At 41.8% G+C, this 25,637-nt stretch carries 24 protein-coding genes and 1 tRNA gene; 6 read left to right on the top strand and 19 right to left on the bottom strand.

Annotated elements, in window-relative coordinates:
* Positions 1-361 precede the first annotated feature (361 nt).
* The 3 genes from C900_RS00120 to C900_RS00115 all read left to right on the top strand — a co-directional run bounded on the left by C900_RS00120 (position 362) and on the right by C900_RS00115 (position 2,314).
* Positions 362-607, top strand: coding sequence for a hypothetical protein (locus tag C900_RS00120; RefSeq protein ID WP_009577454.1), 246 nt, complete (start codon positions 362-364; stop codon positions 605-607).
* A gap of 13 nt (positions 608-620) precedes the next feature.
* On the top strand, positions 621-854 hold the full coding sequence (locus C900_RS29640) for a hypothetical protein (RefSeq protein WP_157493822.1): 234 nt from the start codon (positions 621-623) through the stop codon (positions 852-854).
* A 503-nt stretch (positions 855-1,357) separates the two neighbouring features.
* The gene (locus C900_RS00115; protein ID WP_009577452.1) at positions 1,358-2,314 is read left to right on the top strand and encodes a phosphatidylserine decarboxylase; all 957 of its coding nucleotides are present in this window, start codon (positions 1,358-1,360) and stop codon (positions 2,312-2,314) included.
* Here C900_RS00115 and C900_RS27910 read toward each other — a convergent pair.
* The 6 genes from C900_RS27910 to C900_RS00085 all read right to left on the bottom strand — a co-directional run bounded on the left by C900_RS27910 (position 2,304) and on the right by C900_RS00085 (position 10,561).
* Positions 2,304-3,464 (bottom strand): sensor histidine kinase, encoded by a 1,161-nt coding sequence (locus tag C900_RS27910; protein WP_009577451.1) that lies wholly within the window; start codon positions 3,462-3,464, stop codon positions 2,304-2,306. The two genes, C900_RS00115 and C900_RS27910, sit on opposite strands and share 11 nt — an antisense overlap.
* 52 nt (positions 3,465-3,516) lie before the next feature.
* Positions 3,517-3,987, bottom strand: a complete 471-nt coding sequence (locus C900_RS00105) for a pyrophosphohydrolase domain-containing protein (RefSeq protein ID WP_009577450.1) — start codon at positions 3,985-3,987, stop codon at positions 3,517-3,519.
* Between the two features lie 105 nt (positions 3,988-4,092).
* Positions 4,093-5,457 (bottom strand): TolC family protein, encoded by a 1,365-nt coding sequence (locus tag C900_RS00100; protein ID WP_009577449.1) that lies wholly within the window; start codon positions 5,455-5,457, stop codon positions 4,093-4,095.
* Between the two features lie 7 nt (positions 5,458-5,464).
* Entirely contained in the window at positions 5,465-6,166 is a 702-nt protein-coding gene (locus C900_RS00095) for a hypothetical protein (RefSeq protein WP_009577448.1), read from the bottom strand.
* 12 nt (positions 6,167-6,178) lie between these two features.
* Positions 6,179-9,376 carry an efflux RND transporter permease subunit gene (locus tag C900_RS00090; RefSeq protein ID WP_009577447.1) on the bottom strand — a complete coding sequence of 1,066 codons (3,198 nt, stop codon included), beginning with the start codon at positions 9,374-9,376 and terminating at the stop codon, positions 6,179-6,181.
* 6 nt (positions 9,377-9,382) lie between these two features.
* A complete protein-coding gene (locus C900_RS00085) occupies positions 9,383-10,561 on the bottom strand; it encodes an efflux RND transporter periplasmic adaptor subunit (RefSeq protein WP_009577446.1) in 1,179 nt (392 codons plus the stop codon).
* A gap of 265 nt (positions 10,562-10,826) precedes the next feature.
* On the opposite strand from C900_RS00085, the gene tyrS reads away from it, so the two are divergent.
* Positions 10,827-12,110 (top strand): tyrosine--tRNA ligase, encoded by a 1,284-nt coding sequence (tyrS, locus tag C900_RS00080; RefSeq protein WP_009577445.1) that lies wholly within the window; start codon positions 10,827-10,829, stop codon positions 12,108-12,110.
* 339 nt (positions 12,111-12,449) lie between these two features.
* Here the strand turns inward: tyrS and C900_RS00075 are convergent, their stop codons facing one another.
* The 7 genes from C900_RS00075 to C900_RS00045 form a co-directional block, all read right to left on the bottom strand.
* Complete coding sequence (locus C900_RS00075; protein WP_009577443.1) at positions 12,450-13,490, bottom strand: glutathione synthetase; 1,041 nt, start codon at positions 13,488-13,490, stop codon at positions 12,450-12,452.
* Positions 13,491-13,492: 2 nt separating this feature from the next.
* Positions 13,493-15,334 (bottom strand): peptidase MATCAP family protein, encoded by a 1,842-nt coding sequence (locus tag C900_RS00070; protein ID WP_009577441.1) that lies wholly within the window; start codon positions 15,332-15,334, stop codon positions 13,493-13,495.
* 1 nt (position 15,335) lies between these two features.
* Entirely contained in the window at positions 15,336-16,121 is a 786-nt protein-coding gene (locus tag C900_RS00065; protein ID WP_009577439.1) for an N-formylglutamate amidohydrolase, read from the bottom strand.
* 200 nt (positions 16,122-16,321) lie between these two features.
* The gene (locus tag C900_RS00060; protein ID WP_009577437.1) at positions 16,322-16,933 is read right to left on the bottom strand and encodes a porin family protein; all 612 of its coding nucleotides are present in this window, start codon (positions 16,931-16,933) and stop codon (positions 16,322-16,324) included.
* 69 nt (positions 16,934-17,002) lie between these two features.
* Positions 17,003-17,551, bottom strand: a complete 549-nt coding sequence (locus C900_RS00055; protein ID WP_009577435.1) for a porin family protein — start codon at positions 17,549-17,551, stop codon at positions 17,003-17,005.
* A gap of 83 nt (positions 17,552-17,634) precedes the next feature.
* Entirely contained in the window at positions 17,635-17,838 is a 204-nt protein-coding gene (locus C900_RS00050) for a hypothetical protein (RefSeq protein ID WP_425401993.1), read from the bottom strand.
* A gap of 50 nt (positions 17,839-17,888) precedes the next feature.
* Positions 17,889-18,128, bottom strand: a complete 240-nt coding sequence (locus tag C900_RS00045) for a hypothetical protein (RefSeq protein WP_009577433.1) — start codon at positions 18,126-18,128, stop codon at positions 17,889-17,891.
* 224 nt (positions 18,129-18,352) lie between these two features.
* Between C900_RS00045 and C900_RS00040 the strand changes: the two genes are divergently transcribed.
* Entirely contained in the window at positions 18,353-18,916 is a 564-nt protein-coding gene (locus C900_RS00040) for an outer membrane beta-barrel protein (RefSeq protein ID WP_009577432.1), read from the top strand.
* A gap of 81 nt (positions 18,917-18,997) precedes the next feature.
* On the opposite strand, the gene C900_RS00035 is transcribed toward C900_RS00040, so the two are convergent.
* The 6 genes from C900_RS00035 to C900_RS00010 form a co-directional block, all read right to left on the bottom strand.
* Entirely contained in the window at positions 18,998-19,591 is a 594-nt protein-coding gene (locus C900_RS00035) for an outer membrane beta-barrel protein (RefSeq protein WP_009577431.1), read from the bottom strand.
* A gap of 261 nt (positions 19,592-19,852) precedes the next feature.
* Entirely contained in the window at positions 19,853-20,509 is a 657-nt protein-coding gene (locus tag C900_RS00030) for a porin family protein (protein WP_009577430.1), read from the bottom strand.
* 120 nt (positions 20,510-20,629) lie between these two features.
* Positions 20,630-22,621 carry a urocanate hydratase gene (locus tag C900_RS00025; RefSeq protein WP_009577429.1) on the bottom strand — a complete coding sequence of 664 codons (1,992 nt, stop codon included), beginning with the start codon at positions 22,619-22,621 and terminating at the stop codon, positions 20,630-20,632.
* 59 nt (positions 22,622-22,680) lie between these two features.
* On the bottom strand, positions 22,681-23,451 hold the full coding sequence (locus C900_RS00020; protein WP_009577428.1) for a patatin-like phospholipase family protein: 771 nt from the start codon (positions 23,449-23,451) through the stop codon (positions 22,681-22,683).
* Positions 23,451-24,293 carry an MBL fold metallo-hydrolase gene (locus C900_RS00015; protein ID WP_009577427.1) on the bottom strand — a complete coding sequence of 281 codons (843 nt, stop codon included), beginning with the start codon at positions 24,291-24,293 and terminating at the stop codon, positions 23,451-23,453. Before C900_RS00015 ends, C900_RS00020 begins: the two co-directional genes overlap by 1 nt.
* A gap of 85 nt (positions 24,294-24,378) precedes the next feature.
* Positions 24,379-25,326: an acetyl-CoA carboxylase carboxyltransferase subunit alpha gene (locus C900_RS00010; RefSeq protein ID WP_009577426.1), complete on the bottom strand. Its 948-nt coding sequence runs from the start codon at positions 25,324-25,326 to the stop codon at positions 24,379-24,381.
* Positions 25,327-25,539: 213 nt separating this feature from the next.
* Between C900_RS00010 and C900_RS00005 the strand changes: the two genes are divergently transcribed.
* Positions 25,540-25,613: transfer RNA gene (locus C900_RS00005), tRNA-Asp, on the top strand.
* Positions 25,614-25,637 lie beyond the last annotated feature (24 nt).

Below are 25,637 nucleotides of genomic sequence, written 5' to 3'. Positions count from 1 at the left end.
TTACATGTCATCAACTTTCCTATGATGAGAAAAGTCAGAAAAATAATGTTTAAAAACTCTTGTGTGTAGAGATACAGCAGGAAAGACCTCGACAAACTGAGCAAATGGAACAAACTGATCAATGCTTATCGCTATTATATTACTAAAATACGATTAAAAAATAACTTCGGTTAGATATAATAACTACCTGTAAATCAACAAACTATAACATTTCATCAAATTCGTTTATTTCATACCCATTGATAACTATCGTCTATTATTTATGTGCAGAAATGCACAAAAAAAATGCTCAATTTTATTGTTATTAATCTGAGTATTAGTTATTATTGCTTTAGATAGTTGTGCAAAAATACACAAATCTATGAGTGAATTCGAAAAAAAGAGGCTGGACGAAGAGTTTTCAAGTTTCGCCAGAAAGAACTTTGAAAAACCTACCCGGTGTAAAAACCTGGAACAGATCAGATTTTACGTCAACGAACTATCTATGAAAGTTGATGAGTTTAAAAGAAGGTTTAATTACGTTCCCGACTCAGCTTATATACTGCTTTCACAGTATAACAGTCTGCAAAACAGGATGGTATATACAAATTTCAAGAATTCATACTGACTGATGTTACGATATGAACAATATGAGATTTGTCCCCTCCCCTATTCCATTGCGCTATAATTATGTTTACAGCGCAACGGCAAATTCATCGGGACGAATGCAATACCACAAGATCAAACCAGGTCAGAGTAAAGAACGTATTAGCCGTACTGAATTCATCGATGTATTTAACAATGCCAATATTCTGGCTGTACGCCCGATCCCTGTAAAAACATCTCCCGTATTTCAACTGGAGTTCTATATTTAGACGTCAAATCCATAACCACTTGTCCCCGGACCTGTTCCGGGGCCCTTGAGAGAAGGGGGATTAACCGAAGTAACACTCCGCCAAAACCAATGAAAAGCCGAAAAATAGGGATTTTTTCTGCGCCATTTCATTGACTGGGTTTATCGGGCTACTTCTCAAGAAGTGCTTTGCTGAAGGGTCCCGGAACAAGTCCCATAGCCGTTAACTTAAGCATCCCGGTAGGGATGCAATATTGGTAGCCCGGGGTGAAGCCCCGGGACAGGATTAGATTTTTTTATGCGCCACATTCAAGCTTGGGAAGATGAGAAGGCTATTTTGGCGCATCCATGCTTACTAAGGTAAATGCTTCGAACTCATTCCTGCCATGTGTGCCAAGGAAGCCTGTGTTCCATGGTTGGGCCTTCCTATGGCACACTCAACTTCTCGTTTAAACCCGGGGCTTCACCCCGGGCTACAAAGATTTACCCCCTCTGGGGGCTCGTTATTCTCTTAAGTTAACGGCTATGGGAACAAGTCCGGGAGCTGGTGCGAGGGTGTTAGGCTTCCTCAATATAGAAATGTACATCGTTGATCATCAGCAACCTGTTATTGGTCTAAAAACCTCTTCAAGGGTAATCCCTCTGCCATTGCATCACGTATATCGAAAAAATATCTCCATTATAAATTCGTATCTTAATATGGTGCTCTATAGATTCATTTCACTACACATCTGGGGACAGCTCCCTGCTCTATGGCAAAAGATGATCTCATCGGTATATGCGAGGGTATACAATCACGCATTTACCCGGTTTATCATCAAACCGTATTGCAGATTCAACGGACTTACTAAAGAATATCTGTCACAGTTTCAATCAGAATCCGGCAACGCTAATTATAGCAGCTTCCAGGATTTTTTTACCCGCGTGTACAAAAAGGGCCCCATAACTGATGAGCCATACATCTGGCCGTGTGAAGGACTGCTTTGTGATTACGGCCGTGTGGATGAATTACCCGCTATCAATGTCAAGGGAGATATACGACTGATTCATCATATATTCGGAAATTTAGGTAAAGACATCCCCGGCCACTACTTTTTCTCCAATGTGTTTTTACACAACAACAATTATCACCGAATCCATAGCCCTGTGAATTGTATAGTTGAAAAGATAGAACGCATCCCCGGAGAGCTGATCCTGCTCAGGCCCTGGGTTTATAAGAAAGATCCGTCTTTACCTGCTTTAAGAAATGAACGTGTAAACTTGCAACTAACAGATGATCTTGGTCGTCCATGGCACTTATCTATAGTGGGTGGACCTGCTGTTGGTACCATCGTACTTGATCTACAAATTAAGCCAGGAGCATCTATGAATGTAGCCGATGAAATTGGGAAATTTTTACTTGGTTCAACCTGCTGCATGGCCTCACCGGAATCCACAGTCAGACAAAAAGGTGATCAGGTATTCATGGGTCTTAAATATTAGTCATCCCCTTCAGGTTAGGGAGCTCTACTACAAAAGTTGTACCCTGCCCTGGCTCAGAGGTATATGTGATATGGCCTTGTAGCTTATTCAATGTTTCCTTCACAATGTATAATCCCAAGCCTGACCCTGTTTTTACATCTGTGCCGCGATAAAACATTTGGAATATCTTACCGGCATGAGCTTTGGCGATACCAATGCCATTATCAGAAACACTTATCATCACCTTGCTCTTTTCCTGGTGTACCTTCACATGAATGAAAGACTGCCCCTTCTCCTTGTCGCTGTACCTGATGGCATTAGAGACTAAGTTATTGAGGATAACATACAGGCGATAACGATCAGTATAAAAATCGTGGACCTGATCTATTTCAATATCTTTATATACTTGCCTGTCGTCAGGTAAAAATTCAAAATTGCTAAATACTTCATCAATAAATTCCCTGAAATCGACACCTTCGACCTTTACCTCTGTGCGTGTATTTCTGGAATATTCCACCAGGTCATTGACAAAGCTTGTCAGTTTTTGAATTGACTGATTGATTTTCTCCAGGTAATAGTTAGGATTAGTCTCCTTATCAACTTTCATAAGCCCCACGAGGCCTTTAATGGAAAGAAGCGGTGCCTTCAGATCGTGTGAAGCGCTATACACAAAGGCATCAAGCGCTTCGTTTAGATTTTTAAGCTCCTCGTTTTTATTACGAAGTTCATTCTCAACCCTTTTTCTTTCGGTTATATCTCTGCCTGTGGCAACGATCACCTCTCTGCCAAAATATTTACCCTTACGAAGGATAAGCTCCTTGAGAAACATGGTGTTGTCCTTCCGCCTGCTCCACCACTCAAGAGATTGCGCAGGCCCACCCGTCCATACGATCTTTGTTTTGGCAACTACATCATCAAGATCGTTCATACCGGCAACGGAAAGCATTTGGGGTGTTTGCCCTATCACTTCCTCTTTGCTATAACCATATTTTTCTAAAACAGCCTTGTTGACATCTATGAAAATGCCATTTTCATCATGAATGTAAATCAGGTCACTGCTGTTGTCGAACAGGTCTTTAAAAGTTTGATCATCTATCGCAGAATGATCCCGATTGATAATCGCTTTCAACCTGTCTATTTCAGCCTTAAGGGATTCAACTTCTTTAGACATGTAGCTATTTCTCTACTTGTAATATAATATTTTCCGGGGTCTTCAGGAAATATTATTTATTGAGAATTGATCTTAGATCAGCAGGAGAATAATTAATTGACTTGATAGTCTTATTATCTGACCTTCTGAAAACCAGGTATTTACCATCGATCTTTTTGAAATAGCATTCTGTATCTCTTTCCTCCTGATAGTATTTTACTGTGGCTTTGGCTTCATCTTCATTATCGCATGCTTTACTCATATTGGAGCGTTGTACCTCATCAAAAAGAGCTTTAAATTTTTCAGCGAGCCCAAACTCAAGTACAGCGCCTGACAGCACGTACTGTATATCGCAAAGAGCATCAGCAATCTCCACAATATCATTAGCCTTTATCGCCTCTTCCAATTCCTTTAACTCTTCCGCAATGAGCGAAACCCGAAGCGCGCACCGCTTTTCATCAGGGATAGTAGGGTTATCCAATATCGGATGCTGGAAAGTTTTATGGAATTCGGCTACTTGTTGGAGAGATTCGGGTTGCTTCATAAAAGATGATCAATTTAAAAATGCAATTTTAACCATTTAAGTGAGCTGAAAAAAGAAAACCCGCGATAATTCACGGGTTTTTATTGAGATCGTTCATGATCGCCACTATTCTACTACATAAGTTTCGATGATACCGCCGGTAAGGCGCATCAATGTGACTTTCGCATCTATTACATTATACAATGATTGGAGCTCCTGGATTGCGGCAGAAAGATGGTTGTTTTGCACGGTCCTGTAATCAAAAGAATTGATCGTTCCCGTTTTAAACTTTTCTTCTGAAATATTCAGGTTAGTTTGAGTTGAAGTTTTCCTTCTGTCACTGATCCTATAGAGCCGAGCCCTTATTTGGTACTCATCATGTGCTTTTGCCAGATCTCCATACAATGAATTTTTAAGTTTATCAGTTCTTATATTTTCGATATCCTCCTGGATTATAGTGTTTTGTATGGCCCTGTTAATTCGTCCACCGTTAAAAAGTGTAAAGGAGACTGTAAAATTAGCGAAATAATTATCTGTGACAGCATTTAGTGGATCCGGAGGCCCGGGAGAACTGCTGCCATCCTGGCTGGGGAAAGTAGCGTTACTCAAATCAACACGGCTCCTGTTATGGGAATAACCAGCATTAAGAGCAACCTGGGGATACCTTTCAGCCCTACTCAGCCTTACATCATAATCCAGAAGTCGCTGAGCAATATATTGCTTCTTAAGATCAACATTATTTGTATTAAGCTTTGTCATCAGGTTCGCGAGTTCATACTCCTCCACCTCTACCGCCAACTCTGTGGTAAGCACATACTGCTTATCCACTTCAGGCTCAGCAAGCAGGACATTTAGGTCACGGACCGCATTTCGAAGTGTCAACTGCTGATTAATATAATTCGTTGAGTCTGTGAGATAATTGGCTTCTTCTAAAAGCAAATCAGAACTCACCGCGCTACCCAACTCTGATTTAACCCTTGTATATTCGTATTTATCGGAAGAAAGGCGCAACTGCTTCTCAAACTCTTCCAAACGCTCTTTTTCGAGAACAGCCTTGTAATACCCCAGTATAATCGATTGTATGGTATTGGAGATCACAATTTCTGCGTTTCCCTTTGATTGAGCCTGCAATTGCTCCAATCTATACTTGGAGATATTGATCTTAAAACCGTTGAACAATGTCCAGTTCAGATTTATTCCAGGGTTCAAACTATTTGAAATAGTCTGGTCCTGAAGCTGGAAAGGACTGGCGGTTTTAATATTATCAGTCAAACTGTTATTTTGATTCAGATTAAGTGTAAGCGTAGGATATTTGCCTGCTTCGCCCCAACTGTTGTTATTCTCTGCTATTTCGATATTCTTCTCTTCAATTCTGATGTCATAATTTCTTTTCAGACCAGTTTTTATTGCATCTGAAAGTGAAAGCTCCTCCTGAGCGGACACAGAAATATATAAAAAGCTGAAAGCAATTATTAGTAATGATCGATACATATTCATTTTAAGCAAGTTCCGACTTTAAATAGTAGATGGTTTTTTCAAAACGGGGGCCACCATGTGTTGTGATCAATGCAAACCTGGTATCATTGCTGTCGCAAACGAGACTAACGTTTCCATCATTCTTTTCAACAAAAAGAGCATTTGGGGCTACATCAAATTTGTTTAATTTAAAACCGGTAAGCCTGCTTACCCTAATTGCACTTCCGTCTTTCAAAATCTCAAACCCCAGGTGATCAATAAACCTCGCAGCGCCTTTTTGGAAAAGCATAAGTCCCAGTAGACCAATAACCGAAAGGACTATTGCAAAAACTAATGGCATTATCTCCATACCTGTATCAAATATTTCGCGCCATCTGCCAAAAGCGGGTATAAACACGAGCATTAGCAAAAATCCGAGGAAAGCGCCCAAGAGATCAACAAATTTCGCCATCCCTGACCTTACAATCTTCACCTGACCGTCAGCAGCATGAATTTTAAAGCCCATATTGTGCAGGTATTTCAAATCCTTAATTTTATCCTCTTCCACCTGCAACGACTGTTTGATAGCAATAACCCGAGGGTCATCTTCATCAATTATTTTCCGCTCCTTCAGCAGATCAAGAAGGGATAATTTAGCACTATAGTTGATAGTACCTTCATCGTGCTCCAAAAGCTCCAGAAGCTCCTCATTACTTTTATTAAAAAATACCTTTTTGTAATTCATCTTTCAACAGGTTTATGCTGCAATGTCATATTTATGGACGCGCTCTTCATCTATCAGCGCTCTTTCCACATCTTCTTTCAGAGGCTTTTCGCCTGTCCAAACCCATTTGGCGAATCTCCTTACATCGTTAAAGAACAGGATGAGCACCGGGAAGAAGAGTAGTATGATAAATGTACCTACCAGCACTCCATAGGCTACTGAAATGGCCATTGGTATCAGGAATTGTGCCTGAAAGCTCTTCTCCATGATCAAAGGCCACAACCCGGCAACAGTTGTGATGGAAGTAAGCATAATAGCCCTGAACCTAGCTATACCAGCATTGTAAGCAGCTTCTGAAACCGATTGTCCATCATCTTTCACCAGTGAGTTGTATTTTGCAAGGAATACCACGGCATCGTTAATAATTACACCGGACAAAGCGATCATTCCCCATGCGCTCAGTAATGACACGGGGTGTCCTTCCAGCCCATGGCCTATAGCCGCTCCTATCCATCCTAGCGGGATCATGGCCAAGATCATAACCGCCTGGTAGAAGGACCTGAAGGTAATCATAATGATGAAGAAAATCAGCAAGAATGCTCCTCCGAAAAACAAGCCTATTTCCTGTCCTGCCCGGGCGCTTTCCTTAGCCTGCCCACCGTAGTCAACCTTTACCGTGGGGTATTGGGTCTGTAGCTGAGGAACAATTTCTGTCTGCACTTTATTTAATATCGGTGGTACTTCTCCAAAGGGATCGACCATATCCGCTTCAACAGTAACAGCGCGATTGGTATTATAATGTCTTATACCTGAAATACCACGCTCAACAGTATAGTTTGAAACCTGTGTCAACGGGAATTGTTCTCCCTGCTGGGTTTTAACCTTCATATCCTCAAGCTGGCCTACATTCAATCTGCCTGATCCCGGATATCTTACCCATACCCTTACTTCATCATCTCCTTTTTGTAGTCTCTGCACCTCTTCGCCGAAAAAGCCCTGGCGGATCTGCTTGGTGATGTCATTATGCGTAAGGCCTAAGAAGTACGCTTCAGGGGTAAGATCGAAAAGCATTTCTCTGCGACCGATAGCCACATTATCTTCTACATCTTTAAGGTCGGTAATCTTCACCAGCTCTGCTTTTAGGAAATCCTTTGCCTGCTGCAGCTCCTCATAGTTTTTGCCCAGTAGCCTAACAGAAATGGGCTTACCCCACCTGTTGCCCCCACCGATGTTGAATTTTTCCGCCTCTGGCACAGGTCCTATCTTCTCTTCTATTTTCCTGATCAGATCGAAGCTATTGATACCGTAATCGTCCAGTTCTTTATGGAACACATTAATGTTGCCTGCATGTGAGCCTGACTCGGAGCCATCACCAGTATTTCCCACAGATCCAAAAGTGTAATTCACAATATCCTCCTCTATATCAAGTTCCTCTTTCAAGTCACTGTTTACTTCCCAAACTGCATTGTCAAACCGTTCCAGGTAAGCTTCGACCTTGGATTCCCGCTCACCGGGTTTAAAAGCAATATTGATATTGAAGCTTGTAAACGGGATCTGGGGGAAAAATGTAGACTTAATGAATCCACCCTGGAACAGCCCCATTATTATTGGAAACAACCCTATAAGGAAACATATTGACACGGCCCTATATTTAATGGTATATTTCAACATATTGCCGTAGAGGCTATAGCGCATAAAATCAATACCTCGATTGATATAGCCCCTGATCTTATGGCTACGGGTATCTTCTTTTTTTACACTCAGTACCGTTTTGCTGGCCAGGTGAGCAGGCAGCACAAAGAATGCCTCCAAGAGCGAAAATGCAAGGCTAAAAATCACCACGAAGGCCATGTCTCTGAGGAATTCAAACCCACCTGTAAGGAACAGCAATGGCAGAAAAGCCACAATGGTAGTGGTTACGGAAGTAAATACTGCCGGCACCACCTCCAAAGTACCTTGTATGGCCGCTTTTATAGGGTTCTTTGTTTTTTCGAAATGAGAATAAATATTCTCCGCAATCACAATTCCATCATCAACGAGTATCCCGATGACGAGTATCATACCGAAAAGGGAGATCATGTTGATAGTAAGGCCCACAAAACTGCCCAGCACAAACATGCCCAGAAAAGAGGAAGGAATACCCCAGGCTACCCAAAACGACAACCTGAGACTCAAAAAAGTACCTAGTGCAATAAGTACAAGGAACAGGCCGATCAATCCATTACTGGTAAGCAATTCAAGGCGCTGGTTCAACATGGTCATAAAATCCCACGTTAACTCCAGCTTCACACCATTATGGGTACTGTTAAACTCCTCAACATAGGGTGTTACAAATGCTGATATTTCCTGAAGATCTTCGTCTTCCAGTTTATTCACTTGTATGAATACAGCACGTTTTCCATTGAGCAGCGCCTTCTGCGGTTGCTCAGCATACTGCTCCTTAATTGTAGCGATATCTTTGAGCAAAAGTTTGCTTCCATCAGCGTTGGACCGTACAGTTATTTCTCCGATAATAGCCGCATCCGTCTCTTTTGCATTTGAGCGAATGAGGATTTCCTCCGTTTCCGCCTTAATGGAGCCTGCGGAAATATCCTGGTTATTTTGCCTTACCGCATTGGCCACCTCATCGAAAGTGATGCCATATCGCGCAAGATCCTGCTCAGATACCTCAATAGAGATCTCCCTGGGTGGCAATCCATTGATATTGACCTGAGAGATAACACCAGAGGCCAACAGGTCGTCTTTTATATCTTTGGCATACCGTTCCAAAACCCTCAGGTCGACATCACCTGTGAGTCCCAGCCACTGTGCTACCGACTGTTGACGCTGTTTGTAGATGATGGGTTTTTCAGCATTGACCGGAAAGGAGCTGATACCATCCACTGCATTCTTTATATCCGTATATACTTCATCAATAGCATAGCTCTCAAGAGTAACTACGGTGATATTGGCTGAATTCTCGGAAGACGTGGATATAATTTCATCAATACCGGCAATACTGGTTAAGGCTTCTTCTACTTTTAATGTCACTCCTTCTTCCATTTCTTCCGGGGAAGCTCCCGGGTAAGCCACCTGAATGATAATATTTTTATCCTTTTGGGTCGGGAAGAATGACTTTTTAGTATGGAGCAAGCTTACTACTCCTGCCAGGAGTGTGAGTGCAATAATTACGTTGGCCAGTATTGGATATTTAACAAAATATTCAATTAAGCCTTTAACCGACTTCATCATGATTGATTAGTTTTTTACCAGAGTGTTCGAGCTCTCTTTTTTTTCGAGATCTATTTCCTTTTCCTTTTGTTCCAGCTTAAAGGCCCTCATATTATTGTGTGCGTTGATCAACGGCTCCACAACCACATTCTCCTGCTCCTGTAAGCCTGAGAATATCACAGTCTCAGGATTCAGTTTATGTACCTGGATCTGCCTTACTTTCAGTGTGCTGTCTTGTAAAACAAATACCTCATTCCCATTAAAAATAGCATTACGTGGTATGATCATTCCATTATCTACAGTTTTGCCAGGTATTCGTGCTTTTAGGTATTCACCATCATAGATCCTGCGATTTCCGGGCTGAATGGCCACAAAAACATCAATAGATTGTGTTTGCTGGTTTACGAACTCTCCTATCCGGGTTACCCTCCCTGTCCATTCATCACCATTTTCAGAAACTACGGTAGCGGGCGAGCCAAGCTCTATCCAGTCAATATCCGAAGTAGCGACATCTACCTTGATCTCCAGTTTATCGGACCGTAGTAGCTTACCGATATTACTACCGGGATTTACATATGATCCGGATTGCAGGTTTACTACTGAAATTGTTCCGTTGAATGGGGCATAAAACCTGAATTTTCTAAGATTCGCCTCCTGACTTTTTATGCTATAGTAGCTACTGAAAATATTCTTTGTAGCCAGAAAAGTCTTTTCTTTGTTACTTTTATATTCGGGAAGCTCCGGCAGAGGTTCATCCATACGCACAGATCCGAAATAGCTTTCCCATACCGAATAATTATCATTAAAATCAATTTTCATATCGGGTAAAATAGCTGCGAGATCCTTCAGGAAAGTGCTCTTTTGTGATTGTAAATTGAATTTAGCTTCGGTGTCATCTATTCTGTACAATAGTGTACCTTTAGTAAATCGCTGTCCCTCCTTTAAAGTAACGGCACCTTCGAACATCCTTCCCGACACCTCGGCTATCATGTCCAAAGATTCTGCAGTTCTTACTCTGCCAAAAGCAGTGACCTCTGTAGCTATCGGGTCATAGTCAACCGGCTTAGTCTTCACATATTTTTTTATTTCAACAGGAGCCTTTACCTGAGGTGGTTCTTTCATACTCCCCAGTATCCCACTTAGCACAAAGGAACCGACCAAAACTACTATACCGACTCCTACAATTACAATTTGTCTTATATTCATAGTTACTTAGATAATCCTTCTGTTATTGACTGATTTGCGGTGAATAGGTTACATTTATAGCGACAAAAATATCCGATCGGTTGTCATTTATTACTCAAACGGAAAAAATTGGTGTTAAACGTCTGTCAATTACATCCCAATAACATGTTATTTAATTTGACTCCAGTAAGTAACCCTGTCAATATTGATATTTAAATTTCGAGAATGGTTCATTCGTTTTTCTATATTTGCACCCTATTTACAATGCTAATAAATTTTAAAAAAAATGACAGATTTTGTAGCTGAATTGAGATGGAGGGGCATGATTCACGACATTATGCCGGGCACTGAAGAGCAACTGAACAAAGAGATGACTGCCGGCTATATAGGCTTTGACCCTACTGCTGATTCGCTGCATATCGGTAACCTGGTTCAGATCATGACCCTGGTACACTTTCAAAAAGCCGGTCATAAGCCATTTGCCCTGGTAGGTGGAGCCACCGGAATGGTAGGCGACCCCTCAGGAAAATCAGCAGAACGGAACCTGCTTTCTGAAGAGACACTCAACCACAATCTGGCATGTGTAAAAAAACAACTGGAGAAATTCCTCGACTTCAATAGCGGTGATAATTCGGCAGAAGTGGTTAACAACTACGACTGGTTCAAAGATTTTAAATTCCTGGATTTTATCCGGGATGTTGGTAAGCATATTACGATTAATTATATGATGGCAAAAGACTCCGTTAAAAACAGGCTCGAAAGCGGTATGTCATTCACTGAATTTAGCTACCAGCTCGTTCAGGGGTATGACTACTATTGGTTATACAAAAACAAAAACTGCAGGCTACAACTAGGAGGATCAGACCAGTGGGGAAATATTGTAACGGGAACAGAGTTGATCAGACGTAAGGACCAGGGAGAGGCATTTGCCATTACAACTCCATTGATAAAAAAGGCAGACGGCACCAAATTCGGCAAAACTGAGGAAGGTAACGTTTGGCTGGACAGGGAAAGGACATCCCCATATAAATTCTACCAGTACTGGCTAAATGCTTCCGATGAAGATGCTTCCAACTTCATCAGAATATTTACGCTATTGAGCAAAGAAGAGATCGAAGCGCTTGAAAAAGAACATGCCGAAGCACCTCATGAAAGGAAGCTGCAACACGCTCTGGCGAAGGACATCACCATAAGAGTTCATTCAGAAGCGGATTTTGATATGGCCGTAAAGGCTTCCCAGATCTTGTTTGGAAAGTCTACCACAGAAGACCTGGCATCTCTTGATGAGCAAACGCTATTGTCAGTATTTGAAGGTGTACCACAAACAGAGATCAGCAAGGATACATTAGGCACAACTTCAGATATTACGGAACTGCTTTCAGACGCATCAAACGGTATCATTTTCTCCTCAAAAGGTGAGGCGCGTAAGATGATACAGGGTGGTGGTGTAAGCATCAACAAAACCAAAGTAAGCGACCCTAAGCAGGCGGTTGATTTTGAACTGCTGCAGGGGAAATACCTGCTGGCGCAAAAAGGTAAGAAGAACTACTATTTGATACATGTGGTTTAGGATGAAGTCGGAAGACCGAAGTCCGAAGCAAGGTGTGCGAACTCATCCGATGAGTGTCTTCTCAAAGCATGTCTCATCCGATGAATAACTATGGAAAGTCCGAAGAACCTGAATAGTAAGCAGTCATCACTAATCCCAAACCGCAATGTTTTTAATACACGTGCTCATGCTCCTCCCGAAAATAGATGCAAAAGTGAATTGACTCTTAGCGCCTGCCGTTCGGCTCCACGCTCTACCACCTCCGTCCTTCGGACACCTCCGCCAGCGGAGGACAGTGGCGGGGAAGTCCGAAGACCGAAGTCGGAAGAACCTGAATTTAGACTACGGCCACCGAGCCCTCTACAGGACTGCTAATGTAGCATTATTCACATCCGGTCCGTATATTTCCTTGTACCTGATCTTGCGTTCTATGGATTGGATAACCGCCTTACTAAAGTCCACTCCATATGTTTTTGACATAATATTTAATGTGCCCGGGCTGAAAACATTTACTTCCATTAGCTTATCCCCTACTATGTCGATACCGATCAGGAACATTCCATCCTGGATCAGTTTCGGTCGAAGGGCATCGGCCAGCCTGAGCATATCATCATCTACTTTTGCTTTTTCCGGATGCCCGCCAGCATGTATGTTGCTCCGGATATCTCCATTATTATTAACACGCCTGATAGCCGCATACTTGCCATTCACCACTAGTGGCTCACCATTCATTAAAAACATACGAGTGTCGCCATCAACTGCCTTAGGCAGATACTCCTGGGCAATGATATAACCATCCCGGCTTATGGCTTCTATTATCTGCTTCAGGTTTTTCTTTGTTTTTTCTTCTATCAAAAACACATTTTTCCCTCCTGAGCCCTGAAGTGGTTTCAGGATCATCCTGCTTTTCTGCTCTTTAAAAAAATCCTCTATCTCCCGAACATCCCGGGTGATAATAGTTTTTGGACGTATAATCTCTGGGAAGTGCTGAAAATACATCTTATTAATGGAATTGGGCAGCGTTACGGGATGGTTCAGCACCAATACACCGTTTCGCATAGCGATCTGCCCAAAAACATACGGTGAATTCTGCGCCCAGGTGCGGTCATTCATATCATCGGAGGGATCATTCCTGATAAACAAGACATCCAGATCCTTAGCGTTGATCGTTACCGGGTCGGACTTCTGAAGAGCCTTCAAAAAATTCTCGGCAGACTTGTACTTTGTTTCCTGTACTATGTAGGCTCGTGCGGTCATAAAGCCATCAGAAGCATAAGCCAGCTCTCCGGCCCCTATCACATATATCTCATGCCCCATTCTATGGGCGGTAAGAGCCAGATCTACTGTAGTGTACCCTTTTTTTTCGGTTTTTATATCGTTGATTATAAATGCTATTTTCATTTTCAATTTAGTTGTTGCAATGGTTCCAACAGCGCCAGCGGTGACATACCCTGGCGGATTTTTTCTAATTTTTTTTCAACTATATTTTGCTTTAAAAAAGGAGGCAATACTGGTTTTTTAAGAACAGTTCTGTGCAACAGTTCTTCAATAAAGCTAACATGTTTGAGGTCAAACTTTCCCAGATAGAGCGTCTCGATATTGCCCCCCTTATGAAGAAATTTCAGCAACTGTTCCAATCCACGCAGGTAAACTGCATCTTTGGTGAACCCGCCACCGCGGAATATTCTTGCAGTAATGTCAAAAGAGCTTACCGGTGGAAAGTCCAATTCATCCTTTAAATATCTGAAAGTCTCAATAAAATCGGCATCTTTCACCATAAGGTCAGCAGCTAGTACCCTTGCAGCCAGCAACCGCAACCTGCCGGCTGTAAGCCCTCCGGTAAAGTATTCTGCCAATACCGCCAGCCCTTCCTGAAGCTGGTCATAGCTATCAAGACCTGCATACATTTGATGGATGGGCTGTCTTTTACCGTTACAATAGGTCAATATATGTGTCCCCACTTCGTGCTGGATCAAAGCCTCTGCCCTTGCCGGATTTATAGAAAGCGTATCCCCCACGAGCAGCATTGATTTGGAAACCATCAGACCAGTAACATCATGCCTGATCTCTACTCCTATTTTTATTTCAGGAAATTTTTCCTGATATATAGCTATTTCCCTTTTTGCTAATTCTGCAAATTCATAGCATTTCATTTTCTTCGCACCAGTGGTATTTGCAAGCGAGATATTGCTGAGAATATCCTTTGCAAGTCGTTTAGTGCTCTCAGGTATCTCTCCGAACAAACTCTGACTCAGGTGCCTGAAACTTTGCTTTTGCCTTGCCTCAAGCATGGAGAGCTGGAGCTCCAGTTCCTTTCTTTTGCTCCTAAAAAGAAATGCAAGCGTAGGATCTTCTATCCTTTCCAGTTCTATGCTATAAAGCTTCCTCTTTTCGAGCTCAGGATCTAGCGGAATTAGCCGGTATTTAAATGACGGTACTTTCTGAAACTTGCTTTCCTTAAATTTTTCCCATGCTGTAACATCATTGACAGGTGTCACGCGCATAAGAAAATTCATTCGCTCACTCACCTCTGCTATTCTCTGATCCGCAGACCGTACAAGTTGCGTCAGGCGGGTCTTGCCCATCATGAGATAATGCGTAAATTCGTTGGCGGTCTGTACCCTTACAAATTCAAACGCAGCGCGCTTCAGCACCTTCGATAACCGGGTTCTCAATTTCCTGTATAAGAGAGCAAAGTATGCCTTATTAGCACTGATATATATAGGTGGCACTTCAATACCGATAATCAAGCTGCCCGCTTCTTTTGATTGATCAATAGACAGCAACTCTGGTAAGCCATCGGGATGACGGTGCTTAGTATCAATAACCTCTACTGACAACTGTGGATAGTCCAGCTTTACCTCTTCCAGGCCTTCCTTTAGTGCCCTAGCTGTAGCCGGTGCTCTTTCACTTGGGCACAACACTTTAAATGCTTCGATATCAGCTCCCTTGCCCGGCCACATTTCAATGATCATCATCGCCTTAAATCGTGAGGAAACCGTTGACGCTATACAGCGAACCAACTCCCTGATATCCAGGTCCTGACTAACCAGAATATAGGCCGCTTGCGTACGCAGAATACCCGACAGGTAAACATCCTGGTGATCAGCAGGATACCTGTAAATACAGATATAAGGCAGCAATTGATCAATAACTATTTTTCCACCATCCGGTAATAGACGATTAACGCTCTTACCTCTTTTTAATGACTTGCAGATGGATTGGATAAAAGATTGTTCAATCATATTATACCGACACTTTTATTTTGGAGGCGGCTTCTTTTACAGGATTAATAGAAGCGATCAGCAACTCCCTGATATGTTGGATCTTCCTGTCATCCTGCTCGCCAGTCCATTCATCCATGAAAAACTTTTTAAACTCCAAAGCCACAGGACAGATGCGGTCGCCATATTTCTGATAAAGCCACTTACTGAAGTAGCCACCACCAAATTTTACATTTTCCCGTACATCGAGGTGTCGGCCTTCAAAATTGAACTCCCGAAAGGATTGAAGCATTGTGTCAATAACAGGAGTCCAAACCGACCGGTTAAGATTTTGGGTCCCCAGGTTTATCTCAGGGTTTCCCTCCGGACTGGAATATTGATCTACCCCTCCCCTGCGATAATTGTAGGAATGCAGGTCGTATATTACCAGCCATTCGTGTTCGTGAAACAGTTGATCAAAATAGGCTTCTATCTGATCATAGAATTCGTCATACAGTTGTAGAGAGTTATCTACAATTTGCTGCGGGAGATCTTGTTTCCACACCTGAAGATCCCAGGCGTCTTCCGGCTTGAGGTACACAGCCTTTTCCCGGGGCCTGTTGATGTCCAGCTCAAATCTGGAGACAGTTAATTTTATGGTATTATCCGATATATAGAGCCATTCGGTGGTATAAGGGTCTTCCTCACGCAAACGTTCGGCTTCAGATAAATTCAGGTAAGGAAGCACCTCCGGCCGGATATTATGGCCGTTGTGAATAGCACATACTACTATGGGCGATTTGCCGTGTTGTATTTTTATTCTTGCCATACATTACACTTTGCAAATGCCGCACCAATGTTATGAAGAAAGAGAAGCCTTGTCGCATGACAAGGCTTCTTGAATTAAATGTACTTAGTGTCTCTAAGAAAACGCCAATGTCCGCGTTACGCTCGTTCCACTTCCCGAACAACTGTACTGGAACAGGTCCGGGGACTGTTAGTTTTGATTTTTTTAATTACTGACAGAGATTATTTTCCCAACTGAATAAGCCGGTAACCTATGGAAACCTGAAACACCTGATTTTTTGCTTCAGGTGAAGCCTCATTGTCGTTGATATCAGATAAACCCAGGTTATAACGTGCATCTACCGTAAGTCCAAAAGGCAGGTCCCATCCGGCACCCAGCCCGAGACTGATCTCTGAGCCTTTTAGTTCATCTTTGATGTCTTCTTCTGATTTGTTTCCAAGCCCGTCTAAAACATCACCCTTGGCTGAGGCCAAAAAGCCGAACTGCGGGCCGACTTGCAGGTTCAATCCTCCTAATAAATACAACTTTAGCATTACAGGGATATTAAAATAGGAATAATTCCTATCCAGATCCTCTCCATTAAAATCTATGGTTGAGCCCTGTTTTGAAAAAATCAATTCTGGCTGAACCGCCAACTTGGTAAATTTAAAAGTGGCAAAAGCACCAGCGTGAAAGCCAGTACGAGAATTATATTTTTCCCCAAAAGAACTTTTTGCATCTACATTTGCAAAGTTAGGGCCGGCTTTTACTCCCAGTCGTGCGCTTACCTGAGCATGAGATCCAATAATAAAACCAAATAGACAAAGAGCAATTAGTAATGGTAGTTTTTTCATGGTTTATATTTTTGTTATAAAAAAAGCCCCGCAAAAACGGGGCTAGATATAAAACGTATATTTGTACTATTAGTTACCGGCAAATTTCCAGCCTACATATACCTGGAAGGTTTTGTTTTTTATGTCGGAGTCACTCCCCTCAAAGTCATTGATGTCAGAAAGCCCCAGAACGTACCTTGCTCCTCCAACCAATCCCATAGGTAGGTTTACACCTGCACCAGCCACCAAGCTTAAATCCGATGACTTAAGGCTATCTTTGATGTCTTCACTACCAGTTCCAAAATCTGCTTCAGCCTTTGTTAAAATGCCAAATTGAGGTCCTAAATGGATATTTAGAACTTTAGCAAAATTTTTCTTGAGCAAAATTGGAATTTCAAGATAACTTAAATCAAAATCCTCTGCTCCCTTTGCTGAAAACAACAACTCAGGTTGTAAGGCAATGCCTCCCAATCCAATTTCTGCAAAAGCACCAAAATGATATCCGGTTTTTGCATCCGGGTCACCTGCTGCATCTAAGTTAGCAAAATTTAATCCTGCCTTAACACCCAAACCTACTTGAGCATTAGCCCCTGCCATGGTGGCAGCCAAGAGTAAGACTAGAATAGTTAGTTTTTTCATAGTTAGTTTTCTTTTGATTGTTAGCCGCAATATAAAAAAAGGCTATAAATAATTTGTCTCTGCATAAGTTTTTCGAACAAATACTACTTTAAGTCGTACTTAACCCCGAAAAACAGTACGGCCTGGTCAAAATCACTTATGGTAAATTTAAATTCCGCAAAAGGTTTAATGCTACCTCCTAAATTCAGGTTGGTGCCTATTCCCAAATTCAGGCCCAGTTCGGAATTCGTGTCCTTATACCTGATATTACCATCATCGTATTTCACCTTAACGGTGCCCAAACTCAAGCCTCCAACTCCATATACATCGACTGAGCTTTCCTGAAGAAAATAATAGTTTATATTGGCATTGATCTCCCAAAACCACGGTCGACAAAACGGGAGTCATCTACGAAGTAAATGATAAGATCAGGAGAAATGGACAGGTTATCTTTAAGATAAAATTCAGCGTCAAACCCTAATCCCAACTCGTCTATTTCTGTACCGTAAGCCAACCCACCTCCTAACGTTATACCTTGGGCATTCGAAAAGGTGATGATTGAGGAGACAATACCAAATGTTAGTAACAGCTTTTTCATAATTTATCAGTTTTGGTTTTAGTTTTTTTATTTTGATAAATATATACAAAAAAGGACCATAAAGTAAGCTAAAGGCCTCAAGATGAACTACTATAACATTGGATAATGTTAGTATATTTCTACTTCATCTTATTTAGTTGATCAAAAAACTATCGAAAAAGAATTTGACATATTCATTTTTATCACTATTTTGAAAAAATTTTTATAACCAAAACTTACTTTTTATGAAAAAATTTTTCTTTTCTATTGCGTTACTTTTTGTTGCTTTTGCAACCGTAAACGCACAAAATTACAAGCCTTTTAAGCTTGGATTAGGATTAGGCTATGCCATACCAGATGGTGGTGGCGGTGTTCTTTTTGCCATTGAACCTGCTTATAGGGTTAACGATGCTATTGCAGTTGGTTTAAGAATGGAATGGGCTGCAATGGCTAAGAGTATTGATAATACCGAGGCTGACATTTCAACAAATGGCTCCTATACTCTAAACGGGCAGTACTATCTGAGCGATAACACCTTCCGTCCTTATGTAGGACTTGGATTTGGTTTATATTCAATCGCTTCTGTAGGTTTTGATGATGCAGATCTTAAACTTGATGCCAGTTCTAAATTCGGATTATATCCAAGAATTGGTGCTGATATTGGGCATTTCAATATTAATATTGACTACAACATTATTCCTAAAACAGAAGACAGTATGCAATTCGGCACTGAAACCATAGAATATGAGTTCAAGAACAGCTACATTGGCATAAGAATAGGTGCTTTTATTTTCGGAGGTAAAAAATAAAACACATATACTATCAAAAATAGAAAAGGACTGATCAACATGACAGTCCTTTTTCATTTCCAGGGTGCTACCCAATAAATGTCATTTCAAAAAGATGTGGAACCCCACACTAATCTGAAAACCATTGGTAATATCCTTTTCGTCCTGATCTGAGTCTTTATCTTTAGTGACAAATGACCCATAAGAAAGCATGGGCTCAAGAGAAACATGATCATTAAGAAACAGCGCATAGCCTCCCCCTAACCGCCATGTAAACAGACCAAATTCCGCTTCATTGGTGTTATTGTTATTTGTTGATTCGGATTTTGCAGACCCAAAGCCAATACTTCCCATCCCGAAGGCGCCACTTGTATGATAATATTTAACAAATGGACCTATGGATATAGCATTGAACTTTGACTCAAACGTATCATCATCTGATTTAAATTTTGACGTCTGAAGGTTAACCTCCAAGCCCGCAGCCAGCCCATCCATAATAAAAAATCCAACTAAAGGATTAAAAGTAAAAGAAGTATTGTTTCCCACATCTACGGTGGTACTTCCCGATTTGAATTTCTCTTTTTCAAAGTCTATCGAAATATTTCCTCCGGCAGTAATAGAACCTTTTTCAGTTTGCGCATTCACTGAAGCCAAGAAACCAACTAAAGCAAAGACAACGAGTAAAAATTTTTTCATATAAGTAAATTTTGGTTTTAAGAGGTAAATATCTGACAAATTTTATTTATCAACAAAAAAGCCGAAGTGCAATACACTCCGGCTCCAATTTATTTACTTAGTGTCTCTAAGAAAACGCCAATGTTCGCGTTACACTCGTTCCAAAAATACTCTTCCCGACAACTGTACGGGACTACTGCTTTTTTGAACTTCATCCTGCTCTTTAGCGGGAACCTTTTCTTAAAGCCACTTAGAGCTTTCTTACAAACACTACTTAATATTTTAGTTATTTGTCAATCTGAATCCTACAGAAAATTGAAGAACAGAGTTTCTTACAGCATCTCCTTCATTCTTATCATATACATCAGACAGGCCGTAGTTGTATCGTAAACCGAAGTTCAAACCGCTCTCAAGCTCCAGTCCAGCACCGATGGCAAAAGACAAATCCATTCCTTTCATTTCATCTTTCACATCTTCCTCGCCAGAATCAGAAACCGATATTCCAGAAGCAGTAACAGTGTAGTCATATTCAGAATTTGCACTCAGAAGTAAGCCTAATTGAGGACCTGCTCCTATATAAAATGATTCAGAAGGTTTAAATTTAAACAATACCGGTACGTTCAGGTAGTTCAATTTAAGGTTATATTCTTCAGAGTAAGTTCCAATAATTCCTCCGCCCAAATCTTCCTCTCCTGAAAACTCAGATTTCGCTCCCTGAGCGGAATAAACTAATTCTGGCTGTAAAGCAAACTTATCAGAAAGAGATAACTCAACATATCCACCTAGGTGCAAACCAATTTTTGAATCCGCTTCAAACTCGTCTTCAGAAGATGCAAGATCCGCAAGGTTTAGACCAGCTTTAACACCAAAGTTAACTTGCGCATTAGATGTTGCAGCAAAAGCAATAACTGCAAAAATAGAAAGTAATACTTTTTTCATAATGTTTTGTATTTTAAAAAATTAAATTTACTGCAAATCTATTGGTTAAAATTACTTATCCAACAAATTTCGCCTTTTTTTAAACTTAAAAAATTATAGAAAAATTACTATATCAATCTCTTAACGAAAAAAATCATCATTTTTAACAGAATATGGTACCGTAACTTTTAAATTAGGATTTCTCTCCATTTCTCGTTTAATCGCAAAGACCGCCCCTTCATTCCGGGCCCAGCTTCTTCTCGCTATGCCGTTGTTCACGTCATAGAAAAGCATGTTCTCCAATCTCTGTTGCGCTTCCTCACTTCCGTCAAGCAACATGCCGAATCCTCCGTTGATCACCTCTCCCCAGCCTACACCACCACCGTTATGAATAGATATCCAGGTAGCTCCTCTGAAGGCATCACCAATTACATTCTGAATGGCCATATCAGCAGTGAAGCGTGAGCCATCATAGATATTAGATGTCTCCCTGTATGGACTATCCGTGCCGGAAACATCGTGGTGGTCTCTCCCGAGCACAACCGGTCCAATTTCTCCGCGTTTGATGGCTTCATTAAATGCCGAAGCGATCTTCATTCTACCTTCAGCATCTGCATATAAGATCCTGGCCTGAGACCCTACCACCAGTTTATTTTCACCGGCAGCCCTGATCCAGCGTATGTTATCACCCATCTGCTGTTGTATTTCTGCTGGTGAGTTACGCATGATCTCTTCAAGTACATCAGCAGCTAACTGATCCGTTTTTTCGAGATCCTCTGCTTTTCCACTCGTGCATACCCACCTGAAAGGCCCGAAGCCATAGTCAAAACACATAGGCCCCATAATATCCTGTACGTAGGAAGGGTACCTGAAATCTATACCATTTTCAGCCATGATGTCGGCTCCTGCCCTGGATGCTTCCAGTAAGAAGGCATTCCCATAATCAAAAAAGTAAGTGCCCTTTGCCGTGTGCTTGTTGATAGCAGTAGCCTGCCTTCTTAATGACTCCTTCACATGTTCTTTGAACTGAGTCGGGTCTGAAGCCATCATTGCATTGGCATCTTCAAATGAGAGTGTTACGGGATAATAGCCGCCTGCCCATGGGTTGTGCAGAGACGTCTGATCAGAACCCATATCAATATAAACTCCGGCTTTATCAAATTCTTCCCATATTTCAACAATGTTACCATGGTAGGCAATGGATACTACCTCTTTAACATCCTTAGCCTTTTTCACCCTCTGAATAAGCGAGTGCATATCTTCTATCACTTCATCGACCCATCCCTGAGAATGACGGGTGTGGATGGCCTTGGGGTTGACCTCGGCTACAATAGAGATACATCCCGCAATATTGCCTGCCTTTGGCTGAGCGCCACTCATACCACCTAACCCTGAAGATACAAACAATTTACCAGCAAGCCCCTCTCCATTTTTAGCGATCTTACGACCGGCATTAAGCACAGTAATAGTAGTGCCATGTACGATACCTTGAGGCCCGATATACATATAGGACCCTGCGGTCATTTGGCCATATTGGGTTACTCCTAAGGCGTTGTATTTTTCCCAATCGTCCTGTTTGGAGTAGTTGGGTATCATCATGCCATTGGTCACCACCGCACGTGGCGCTCCTTTGGAGGAAGGAAACAGCCCCAGCGGATGGCCTGAGTACATATGAAGGGTCTGCTCATCAGTCATAGTGGCCAGGTACTGCATAGTAAGCAGGTACTGAGCCCAGTTTTGGAACACCGCGCCATTTCCCCCATAGGTGATCAGTTCATGGGGATGCTGTGCAACCGCGGGATCAAGGTTGTTTTGTATCATCAGCATTATGGCTGCCGCCTGCTTCGACTGGCAGGGATACTCGTCAATAGATCTGGCATACATGGCATAGCCCGGACGGAACCGGTACATGTATATACGACCGTATTGGTGCAATTCCTCACTGAATTCCTTGCTCAATACCCCATGATGCTTCGGATGAAAATATCTCAGCGCATTGATTATCGCTAATTTCTTTTCCTGATCAGATAAAATATCCTTGCGTTTTGGTGCGTGATTAACGGACGGATCATACTCCTTTTTAGGAGGCAGTTCATCCGGTATTCCCTGAAGTATGAGTTCTTTAAAATTCATTTTTTAATTCTATTGTTTAGTCTTTAACTGAGGTTCAAATCAAGCATAAGTTTGATAGCTTATGTATTAAGGCGCTCAACAATTTGTTGTGCTTCAATCTGTTTTTTAGCCTCTATATAGCCGATTTCATACATATCATCAACGGCAGAAAGGTCCATTACTTTATATGTTTCCAGGCCTTTAGGCTCAAAAAAGAAGTCGCAAAGACCGCTTCTGCTATATACATTGCAGGAAATGGCCAGCAAAAGCGCTCTTTCCATTACTAATTTGGCATTTTTTGCATCAAAATTATGATCCACGGGATTACAGTGAGAGCCTATCACCACATCACAGCTTTTGCGTACTGGCTCTACAGGAAGATTATTTAAGATCCCTCCGTCAATGTAAAGCTCGCCTTCATACTCCACAGGATCAAAAAGCACCGGTATACATGACGATGCAGCCAGAGCGCTCACAAGGTCACCTGATTGAAATATCTTTGTGCGCCCGGACTTCAGGTGAGTGGCAGCAACATATAGCGGTATAGCTAATTCCTCAAAAGTAGTTACCCGTAGATGACGATCAGCAAACCTTCTGATCACATCGATTTTTAAAAGGCCCTTCCAACTTAGGGAAGGCAACAGAAAATGATAGGTTTTAACTTCTTTAACAATGCATATTATTTCATCGGCTGTAAATCCCTGCGCATAAAACGCTCCAATAATAGCACCAGCGCTACTGCCGGATATTGCCGAGAAAATAAGCCCCGCTTCTTCCAGGGCTTTAATGACACCCAGATGTGCTATACCCCGGGCGCCACCGCCGGAAAGAACAAGTCCTACCTTTTTCATCACAGCACCTCTTTTAAAGGAAATGTTTTGTCTAGCCTAACGCCCCTTTCAGTATGCTTCACGGTACAACATTCGTTGACAGGATCATGTTCAAGGAATAAAATGTACTCGTTATCAACTGCTTCATTGAGGAATGCTTCTTTTTCCTGAAGTGTAAGCAGCGGCCTTGTGTCGTACCCCATTACATAGGCCAAGGGGATATGTCCGGTTGACGGCAGCAGGTCAGCCACAAATACTATGGTCTTATCCTTATATTTTATACGGGGAAGCATCTGCTTATCGGTATGTCCGTCTACTGTAATAATATCAAATTGATTAAATGGTGAGGCGCCATCAGTGGGTACATATTTAAGGTGCCCGCTTTCCTGCATGGGCATAATATTTTCCTTTAGAAAGCTGGCCTTTTCACGGGCATTGGGCTCTGTGGCCCATTTCCAATGGTCCTCATTCGTCCAATAACTGGCATTTTTAAAGGTTAGCTCCAGCTTTTCGTTCGTGGCATATTTCACCCCCCCTCCACAATGGTCGAAGTGAAGATGAGTGAGAAACATATCTGTGATATCATCTTCTTTAAACCCTGCTTCATTGAGAGATTTTTTCAGACTGGCGTCTCCATGCAGATAATAGTGGGATAAGAACTTATCGCTTTGCTTGTCTCCAATTCCATTGTCTATCAAAATAAGCCGGTCTCCGTCTTCTATAAGCAGACAACGCATGGCCCAGGTACAAAGGTTATTTTCATCGGCAGGATTCGTTCGCTGCCACAAGGACTTTGGCACCACGCCAAACATAGCTCCTCCATCCAACTTAAAAAACCCGGTATTTATAACATGTAATTTCATAATATTTCAGCTTCCTGACAGTGATAAAAATAAAGCCACAGAATTGATATCCTGTGGCCTAAAATTAAAAGAAACCTTCTATAATCTATTCCTTTACTACACCCATTTTGCAGAATTTATCTATGCGTTGTTCAATACGCTCTTCCGGTGTTTTTTGTAGTAATTCTTTAATGTGCTCCATAATTACCTTTTTAAGCTCTTTGGTCATAGCCTTCAGGTCAACATGAGCGCCTCCCAGCGGTTCATTTATAATGCCATCGATCAATTTAAGATCAAGCATATCGTGAGCTGTTACACGCATGGCCTCAGCAGCCTGTTCTTTATAATCCCAGCTACGCCATAAGATTGTTGAGCAGTTTTCAGGAGATATCACCGAATACCAGGTATTTTCCAGCATAAATACTCTGTCGCCAATGGCAATCCCTAAGGCTCCGCCAGAAGCTCCCTCTCCTATCACAATACAGATCACCGGTACTTTAAGCATGAACATTTCCTTGAGGTTTCGCGCAATGGCTTCCCCCTGTCCACGTTCTTCAGCTTCCAGGCCAGGAAATGCTCCCGGAGTATCTATTAAGGTAATAATAGGCTTGTTAAATTTTTCCGCCAGCTTCATCAAACGCAGCGCCTTTCTATAACCTTCCGGATTGGCCATACCAAAATTGCGCATTTGCCGTTGTTTGGTATTCCTTCCCTTCTGCTGACCTATGATCATAAAAGTCTGTTTATTAATGGTTGCAAAGCCTCCTACAATAGCTTTATCATCCTTCACTGTTCTGTCGCCATGCAACTCAACAAAATCATCAGACATTTCATATATATAATCTAATGTATAAGGCCGCTCGGGGTGCCGTGATAGCTGCACTCTCTGCCAGCGTGTAAGGTTACCAAAGGTTTCCTTTTTCAGGTTTTTGATCCTTGCTTCCAAGGACTTGACAGCATCTTTAACATCCACATCACTCTCCTGAGCGATCTTTTTCATGTCTTCAAGCTTAGCTTCCAGTTCTGCGATGGGTTTTTCGAAATCCAATAGCATGTCGTTTTTAGTTAAGGCTACAAAATTAAAACTTATATGGACTTTTGGTAAGCATCTGTTGCATTTTCAGCAGTTTGAAAAAAAATTAAAATAAATTCAGACAAGTTGTTGCATTTAAAAAATCGCCACCATACATTTGCAACACCTTAAACAAAAGGGCTTCAGAAATGAAGATTTTCACCGATAAAAAGGTGGGGAAAATAGATAAAAATTGGTCTGGTAGTTCAGCTGGTTAGAATGCCTGCCTGTCACGCAGGAGGTCGCGGGTTCGAGTCCCGTCCAGACCGCAAAAGCCTCTCGGAAGTGATCTG

The organism is Fulvivirga imtechensis AK7 (assembly GCF_000331535.1).
GTDB lineage: Bacteria > Bacteroidota > Bacteroidia > Cytophagales > Cyclobacteriaceae > Fulvivirga > Fulvivirga imtechensis.
Note: the sequence above shows the minus strand (reverse complement) of the source record. Positions and strands in the feature narration are given on the sequence as shown.

Bases quoted from the DNA above. Each gene is read 5' to 3' on its own strand.
- C900_RS00120 (WP_009577454.1), top strand. From the start codon at position 362: ATGAGTGAATTCGAAAAAAAGAGGCTGGACGAAGAGTTTTCAAGTTTC.
- C900_RS29640 (WP_157493822.1), top strand. From the start codon at position 621: ATGAACAATATGAGATTTGTCCCCTCCCCTATTCCATTGCGCTATAAT.
- C900_RS00115 (WP_009577452.1), top strand. From the start codon at position 1,358: ATGGGAACAAGTCCGGGAGCTGGTGCGAGGGTGTTAGGCTTCCTCAAT.
- C900_RS27910 (WP_009577451.1), bottom strand. From the start codon at position 3,464: ATGTCTAAAGAAGTTGAATCCCTTAAGGCTGAAATAGACAGGTTGAAA.
- C900_RS00105 (WP_009577450.1), bottom strand. From the start codon at position 3,987: ATGAAGCAACCCGAATCTCTCCAACAAGTAGCCGAATTCCATAAAACT.
- C900_RS00100 (WP_009577449.1), bottom strand. From the start codon at position 5,457: ATGTATCGATCATTACTAATAATTGCTTTCAGCTTTTTATATATTTCT.
- C900_RS00095 (WP_009577448.1), bottom strand. From the start codon at position 6,166: ATGAATTACAAAAAGGTATTTTTTAATAAAAGTAATGAGGAGCTTCTG.
- C900_RS00090 (WP_009577447.1), bottom strand. From the start codon at position 9,376: ATGATGAAGTCGGTTAAAGGCTTAATTGAATATTTTGTTAAATATCCA.
- C900_RS00085 (WP_009577446.1), bottom strand. From the start codon at position 10,561: ATGAATATAAGACAAATTGTAATTGTAGGAGTCGGTATAGTAGTTTTG.
- tyrS (WP_009577445.1), top strand. From the start codon at position 10,827: ATGACAGATTTTGTAGCTGAATTGAGATGGAGGGGCATGATTCACGAC.
- C900_RS00075 (WP_009577443.1), bottom strand. From the start codon at position 13,490: ATGAAAATAGCATTTATAATCAACGATATAAAAACCGAAAAAAAAGGG.
- C900_RS00070 (WP_009577441.1), bottom strand. From the start codon at position 15,334: ATGATTGAACAATCTTTTATCCAATCCATCTGCAAGTCATTAAAAAGA.
- C900_RS00065 (WP_009577439.1), bottom strand. From the start codon at position 16,121: ATGGCAAGAATAAAAATACAACACGGCAAATCGCCCATAGTAGTATGT.
- C900_RS00060 (WP_009577437.1), bottom strand. From the start codon at position 16,933: ATGAAAAAACTACCATTACTAATTGCTCTTTGTCTATTTGGTTTTATT.
- C900_RS00055 (WP_009577435.1), bottom strand. From the start codon at position 17,551: ATGAAAAAACTAACTATTCTAGTCTTACTCTTGGCTGCCACCATGGCA.
- C900_RS00045 (WP_009577433.1), bottom strand. From the start codon at position 18,128: ATGAAAAAGCTGTTACTAACATTTGGTATTGTCTCCTCAATCATCACC.
- C900_RS00040 (WP_009577432.1), top strand. From the start codon at position 18,353: ATGAAAAAATTTTTCTTTTCTATTGCGTTACTTTTTGTTGCTTTTGCA.
- C900_RS00035 (WP_009577431.1), bottom strand. From the start codon at position 19,591: ATGAAAAAATTTTTACTCGTTGTCTTTGCTTTAGTTGGTTTCTTGGCT.
- C900_RS00030 (WP_009577430.1), bottom strand. From the start codon at position 20,509: ATGAAAAAAGTATTACTTTCTATTTTTGCAGTTATTGCTTTTGCTGCA.
- C900_RS00025 (WP_009577429.1), bottom strand. From the start codon at position 22,621: ATGAATTTTAAAGAACTCATACTTCAGGGAATACCGGATGAACTGCCT.
- C900_RS00020 (WP_009577428.1), bottom strand. From the start codon at position 23,451: ATGAAAAAGGTAGGACTTGTTCTTTCCGGCGGTGGCGCCCGGGGTATA.
- C900_RS00015 (WP_009577427.1), bottom strand. From the start codon at position 24,293: ATGAAATTACATGTTATAAATACCGGGTTTTTTAAGTTGGATGGAGGA.
- C900_RS00010 (WP_009577426.1), bottom strand. From the start codon at position 25,326: ATGCTATTGGATTTCGAAAAACCCATCGCAGAACTGGAAGCTAAGCTT.